The 6,515-nt window shown below is 43.4% G+C and carries 3 protein-coding genes and 1 pseudogene; 2 read left to right on the top strand and 2 right to left on the bottom strand.

The features are described from left to right. Positions 1-4,683, top strand: a 4,683-nt coding sequence (locus QUA45_RS27295) for an AAA family ATPase (protein ID WP_445305350.1), incomplete at its 5' end; no start/stop codon positions are given. 351 nt (positions 4,684-5,034) lie between these two features. Here the strand turns inward: QUA45_RS27295 and QUA45_RS27290 are convergent. Together QUA45_RS27290 and QUA45_RS27285 are read right to left on the bottom strand one after the other, a co-directional pair. After that, positions 5,035-5,325, bottom strand: a complete 291-nt coding sequence (locus QUA45_RS27290; RefSeq protein WP_333222976.1) for a hypothetical protein — start codon at positions 5,323-5,325, stop codon at positions 5,035-5,037. A gap of 103 nt (positions 5,326-5,428) precedes the next feature. Next, positions 5,429-5,935: a helix-turn-helix domain-containing protein gene (locus QUA45_RS27285; protein ID WP_333222974.1), complete on the bottom strand. Its 507-nt coding sequence runs from the start codon at positions 5,933-5,935 to the stop codon at positions 5,429-5,431. 407 nt (positions 5,936-6,342) lie between these two features. Here QUA45_RS27285 and QUA45_RS29320 point away from each other — a divergent pair. Further along, positions 6,343-6,515 (top strand): annotated as a pseudogene (locus tag QUA45_RS29320) (serine/threonine protein kinase); the annotation flags it as partial.

Here is a 6,515-nt window from a genome sequence, read left to right as displayed (position 1 = left end):
GCTGCAATAAACAGCCAAGAAATCCCGCAGGTGGTTTCGGATATTGTCATGAAGCTGATGGCGAAGAATGCCGAAAAGCGCTATCAAAGTGCCTGGGGATTGAAACATGACTTAGAAAAATGCTGGCAGCAGTGCCAAGAAACTGGAAAGATTGAAACTTTTGAGTTAGGAACGCGGGATATATGCGATCGCTTCCTGATTCCTGAAAAGCTTTATGGTCGAGAACGAGAAATACAGCAACTTTTAGAAGCATTTGAACGAGTAGCACAAGGGAACAGCGAAATGATGCTCGTTGCAGGCTTTTCCGGCATCGGAAAAACCGTTGTCGTCAATGAAGTTCACAAACCAATTGTCCGACTGCACGGCTATTTTATTAAAGGTAAATTTGACCAGTTTAATCGCAATATTCCCTTTTCGGCATTTGTGCAAGCATTCCGCGATTTAATGACACAATTGCTCAGTGAAAGCGATCTCCATATCCAAGCATGGAAAACCAAAATTTTAGCAGCCCTAGGTGACAACGGGCAAGTCATTATTGAAGTCATTCCCGAACTAGAACGGATTATCGGACAACAACCCGCAGGTCCAGAATTATCAGGGATAGCTGCTCAAAATCTGTTTAATTTACTATTCCAAAAATTTATTTCTGTCTTCACCACCAAAGAGCATCCCTTAGTGATGTTTCTGGATGACTTACAATGGGCAGATTCGGCATCTTTAAAGTTGATGCAATTGCTCATAAGTGAATCCCAGTCCAGTCACCTGCTACTAATTGGAGCCTATCGAGACAATGAAGTTTCGGCTGCCCATCCCTTAATGTTGACTTTAGATGAAGTCACGAAAATAGGGGCAATTGTCAATACCATCACACTCGCACCTCTGGCTAGAACCAGTTTGAATCAATTAGTAGCAGATACGCTGACTTGTTCTCCTAAGTTAGCAGAACCGCTGACGGAATTGGTGTATCAGAAGACAAAAGGAAACCCATTTTTTGCGACGCAGTTTATCAAGGCATTGCATCAAGATAAATTGATTGTTTTTAATATTCAAGCAGGATATTGGCAGTGCGATATTAGCAAAATTACAGAAGCAGCACTGACGGATGATGTAGTTGAATTCATGGCGCAGCAGTTACAGAAATTGCCCGTTGAAACTCAGGATGTTTTAAAATTAGCCGCTTGCATTGGCAATCAGTTCGATCTGACAACATTAGCAATTGTTTCGGAAATCTCGGAGACGGCAACAGCAACGGCTTTGTGGAAAACTTTACAGGAAGGTTTTGTTTTACCTCAGAGTGAGATTTATAAATTTTATGTAGGGCAAGAAGATAACATAGATCGCTCTACTTCTCAAACAGTTGTCTATCGCTTCTTGCACGATCGCGTCCAACAAGCTGCTTATTCTTTGATTCCGGAAAAAGAACGCGCGATCGCTCATTATCAAATCGGGCAATTACTCCTGCAACAAATTTCAGCAGAAGCCAGAGAAGAACGCATTTTTGAATTAGTCAATCAGTTGAACTACGGAACCATACTGTTTGTAGAACAAAAGGAAAGGGAGGAACTCGCCCAACTCAACTTCACTGCTTGCCACAAAGCCAGAGCCGCCACCGCATATCAAGCCGCCCGCGAATATGCCACAGTGGGGCTGCAACTGCTGGGAACAGACGCTTGGGAACGGCATTATGAAATGACCCTATCCCTGCACGACTTAGCTGCCGAGGTGGCTTTCTTGGCGGGCGATTTTGAGCAGATGCACAAGTGGATTGAAGCGGTCATTCATCATGCGAAAACACCTTTAGAACAGGTGCAAGTTTACCAAGTCAAAATCCAGGCATTGGTCGCCCACAATAAATTTGTCGAGGCGATCGCGATCGGTCAATCAGTCTTCCAAATGTTAGGAGTAAACCTACCAAATGAACCAACCCTAGACGATATTCGGCAGTTGAAGCAAGAAATTGATGCCTTAATTGAAGGTCGCTCTATAGAATCATTCTTTCATCTGCCGAAAATGAGCGACCCTCAGCAATTAGCCATTATGCAAAATGCGGCTCGGCTGACACCCGTCTGTTATATGTCCGGCACCAAGCTTTATTTCCTGGTGGTGGCACTCCAGGTTAAGTTGTCCATCCAATTCGGGAATAGTCCGGTTTCCGCTTTTTGCTACGTGGGTTACGCCTTCCAACTGAGGATGCTGTGGGGCGATATGACAATGGTGCCTCAGTTTGGGCAATTAGGATACCAACTCGCCTTAGAACCCGATGCCAAAAACATTCGAGCCGCAACCGCCATGTTAATGGGGGCATATGTTGGTTCTTGGACGATCCATCTGCAAGAAACGCTACCCATTCTTCTCGATGGCTATCAAGCTGGATTAGAAACAGGCAATCTAGAATTTATGGGCTACGACGCCCAGTTGTACTGTTTCAATGCTTATTGGTACGGTCAACCGCTAGCTGAACTCGAACCGCAAATTCGCGCCTATTACCAACAGTTGTGCGACCTCCACCAAGTCACAGCAGCAAACTGTGTGTTGGCGTACTTGCAGGCGGCTCAAATTCTCTTGGGTCAGTCAGAGGACGAGATTCCTTTACGCCAGGATGCCTATGAAGAAAAAGTCTTGGCTCAAGCAAAAGTCGATTTTTACCGACTATCTTTCTTCTACTTGTATCGATTCACATTAAATTACTGGCTGGAAGACTTTGCTAAAGCAGAACACGATGCTGCTCAAACGCGACAGTATTTGGCTGGAGGGATGGGAAGTATTGTTGAACCTATCTTCTACTTCTATGATTCTCTGAACGTGCTGGCCACTCCTGGTGAATCGATGTCCCAGTCGGAGCCGCGATGGCAGCGAATGGAAGAAAATCAAGCCAAGCTCAAAGACTGGGCAGCTTATGGCCCCATGAATTACTTGCACAAATATCATTTAGTTGAAGCCGAAAAAAATCGCGTTCTTTCTCGCAAAACAGAAGCTTTAGAATTTTACGATCTAGCAATTAAAGGAGCGAAGGATAACGGTTATATCCAAGAGGAAGGATTAGCCAACGAACTCGCGGCCAAATTCTACTGGGAATGGGGCAAAGAAAAAGTCGCCGCCAGCTATATGCAGGAGGCGTATTACTGTTATGCCCGTTGGGGTGCACTAGCTAAGGTTGAAGACTTAGAAAAACGCTATCCCCAATTACTTGGGCCTATCCTGAATCAGCCAAAACATCGCTTTAATCCTCTAGAGACGCTGGCAACGATTAGCCACTCTTCCCAGACTTCCAGTAATAGCAGCACCAGTATTTCCCAGGCCCTAGATTTCGCATCTATTGTGCAAGCTGCTCAAGCTTTATCCAGTAAAATTCAGCTTGATGAATTGCTCGACACCCTCAACCAAATTATTTTAAAAACTTCGGGCGCCGAAACTTGTGCTTTGCTACTCCCCCATCAGAAGGAATGGCAAATCCGGGCAATAACTCACATTAATCCAGATAACCAGTTACCCACAACCCTGCTGCAAACCCAACCTCTAAATGGCTCGGCGGTGATTCCGCTCAAGCTGGTTTATTATGTCAAACACACCCTGGAAACTGTGGTTATTGAAGGTGGCAAAACCGATATTCCGGGTTTAATGAATGACTGTACGTTCCAGTATCACTCTCAAAGTATGCTATGTACTCCGATTCTCGATCGCGGGAACTTAGTTGCGATACTTTATCTGGAACATAGCTCGACAAAAGGAGTGTTTACTCGCGATCGTCTCCTCGTCCTCAACTTCCTCTGCACTCAGGCTGCCATTTCCCTAGAAAATGCGCGATTGTATCAGCAAGCCCAGGACTACGCCCACCAGGTGGAACAATCTCAACTGCAATTAGTGCAGAGCGAAAAAATGTCGGCTTTGGGGAATTTAGTGGCTGGAGTTGCCCATGAAATTAATAATCCCGTTGGATTTATTTCTGGCAATATTCATGAGGCGATCGCCGCCGTCAAAGATCTGACTAAATACCTGCAAGTCTACCAAGAAAAATTTCCCCATCCTGGAGATGACATCGAGCAAATAGCAGAAGAACTTGACATCGAATATCTCTTAGAAGATTTACCAAAAATGTTGAATTCGATGCAAATCGGGTGCGATCGCATTCAAGGTATCAGCACCAGTCTTCGTACCTTTTCCCGCTCCGACAAAGATTACAAAGTTCCTTTCAATATTCATGACGGAATTAACAGTACGATTTTGATTCTCAAACACAGATTGAAAGCGAACGAACAGCGTCCAGCCATTGAAGTTGTGAAAGAGTATGGGAACTTGCCCTCAGTGGATTGCTTCCCCGGACAATTAAATCAGGTGTTTATGAATATATTGGCTAATGCCATTGATGCACTGGAAGAATCAAATCGGGAACCGAGTTTAAAGAAGATTAAAGCCCCAGCTAATTGCATCACGATTCGGACAGAAAGGCAGTCTAAGGAGTGGGTGACGATTCGCATTTCTGACAACGGGCCAGGGATATCAGATGAGATAAAAGGTCAGATTTTTGACCACTTATTTACTACCAAGGGAGTAGGAAAAGGCACGGGGTTGGGATTGGCGATCGCACGGCAGATTGTAGTTGAGAAACACGGCGGTACAATCGAGGTAAATTCTGTAGTTGGAAAAGGGACGGAGTTTACGATATCATTGCCGATGAAAGGATAAGACTAGGGAGGATCTCATATTGGTAAAAACACTTCTTCTGGCTCCTTCCTTCTTCTTCTTTCCTCCTGCCTTCTGCCTCCTCTCTCCTGCCTCAAAATTTCAATTTTGGGCTGGGTTGCTTTCATTGAGATACTCCCTAATACCATTTTCTTAAAGTCTTGCTACAGATATGGCTTCTAAAATGAACTTCCATCCCGTCAAAGAAGCAATTACTTGATTCGTTAACTTTTCTAACTCTTTTTGCAGCGCCGCTCTTAACTTTTCTATTTGTTCAAATCTCAACCATTGCAATTGTTCTTTTATGTATCCCCACAGTCTTTCTATTGGGTTTACTTCTGGACTTTAGGGGGGTTAAAATAGTAAAATAACGTTTTCTGGCATACTGAGCTTTAAAGAGTTATGAAACCCTCCATTATCTACTTGAATTAGATGTAAATCCTCCGGGTACTCACTAGCAAAAAGCTCTAAAAATTTCTCAAAGCACACTGTATCTAAATGACTAAACTCATAAAACAAACTGGCTCCTGTTAGCGGCTCTACTGAACCATACAACCACAAATAAGTAAAGTCCCATTGTACTTTGCCTTGCGGTTTTATGCCGTAATCGGTTAGCTTTCTTCTTTGAATTGTATGTAACCCCATTCGACTTTCGTCTTGACTCCAATACCGCTTTTTTTTCCATTGTTTGAAAAAGCTCTGACTTTTACTCAGACTGGCTTTAATTAAGATTGGCAGTTTTTTTTAACTATTCTACTGCTCCTGATTTCTGCTTTTCATTCACAGGACGTGGAACTTTTAATTTGCCTTTAAGGCGATATCTTACCCATTGATGCACTGTCCGATATGCCACAGGAATGTCACAACAGCTTGTCAACCATTGATGTACTTCTTTGTAGCTACTGAATCCTTCTACTTGGTTTAACTCTTCTGATAATTTCTCTACAATTTCGGGATTCATTATTCTGGGTCGACCCGGACGAGGTTTCTGGCATAATAATTCTTCTATTCCCCCAGTTCGGTAGCTAGACAACCATCTTTGTATTGTGGTACGATGCTTACCTAAGCGCACCGCAGCAGACAATATACTATCCACTCTTTGGGTTTTGAGCCAATACAGAATCAGCAGTTTGTCGTGGCGCACAGCATCTTTCTCTAGACCCAGCAAAGTTTTCAGTTCTGCTGCGGTTTCTCGAATTACAATCTTGGCAACTCCTGACACTGTTTTGACCTCTATTTGGCTACTAAATTGCACAATGCACTTCTACTAACTGTAGCACTGTTTTATGAAATTGGTATAAGACTATCTTGATAGAGCGCCATCTTTCTGTTTAAAAGTGAAAAATCATAAAAGCGGTAGAGTCGGTCTGTTGGGGATATCGTAGTTCTATTTTCCTCAGACTCGACCAATAAAAGTGTATAGTTACAATAGTTCGGACAGTTTTTATATAGCCCAATGGCTTATGCTCGCTTGACTTCGCAGCCCCTGTGGATAATTAAATCAATGTCAGCTCTACCCCTGACTTACATTTAATTCGACTTTTTTATGCTCCTGGCCCCGCGTAAGCTTGTAGTATCCTTCCAAAAACTGTGCGGAGTATTTATTGATACTTAGTTACAAGAGTCAATGTCTAAGATGGAGTAATCCAGAGGAGTAGCGCAGTGGATTTGACAAACCGAGTTTCAGGATACAATCTGGTTGAACAATTATACTGCGGTTCGAGAACCCTAGTATATCGAGCGCTCCGAGAAACAGACCAGATTCCAGTTGTCATTAAACTATTAAATCGAGACTATCCCAGCTTCAGCGAACTGCTGCAATTCCGCAACCAGTA

It is taken from the genome of Microcoleus sp. Pol12A5 (assembly GCF_036701435.1).
In the GTDB taxonomy this organism is placed as follows: Bacteria; Cyanobacteriota; Cyanobacteriia; order Cyanobacteriales; family Microcoleaceae; genus Microcoleus.
Note: the sequence above shows the minus strand (reverse complement) of the source record. Positions and strands in the feature narration are given on the sequence as shown.

What these genes read in the sequence shown, in the direction of transcription:
- QUA45_RS27290 (WP_333222976.1), bottom strand. Translation starts at nt 5,325, where the DNA reads ATGGGGTTACATACAATTCAAAGAAGAAAGCTAACCGATTACGGCATA.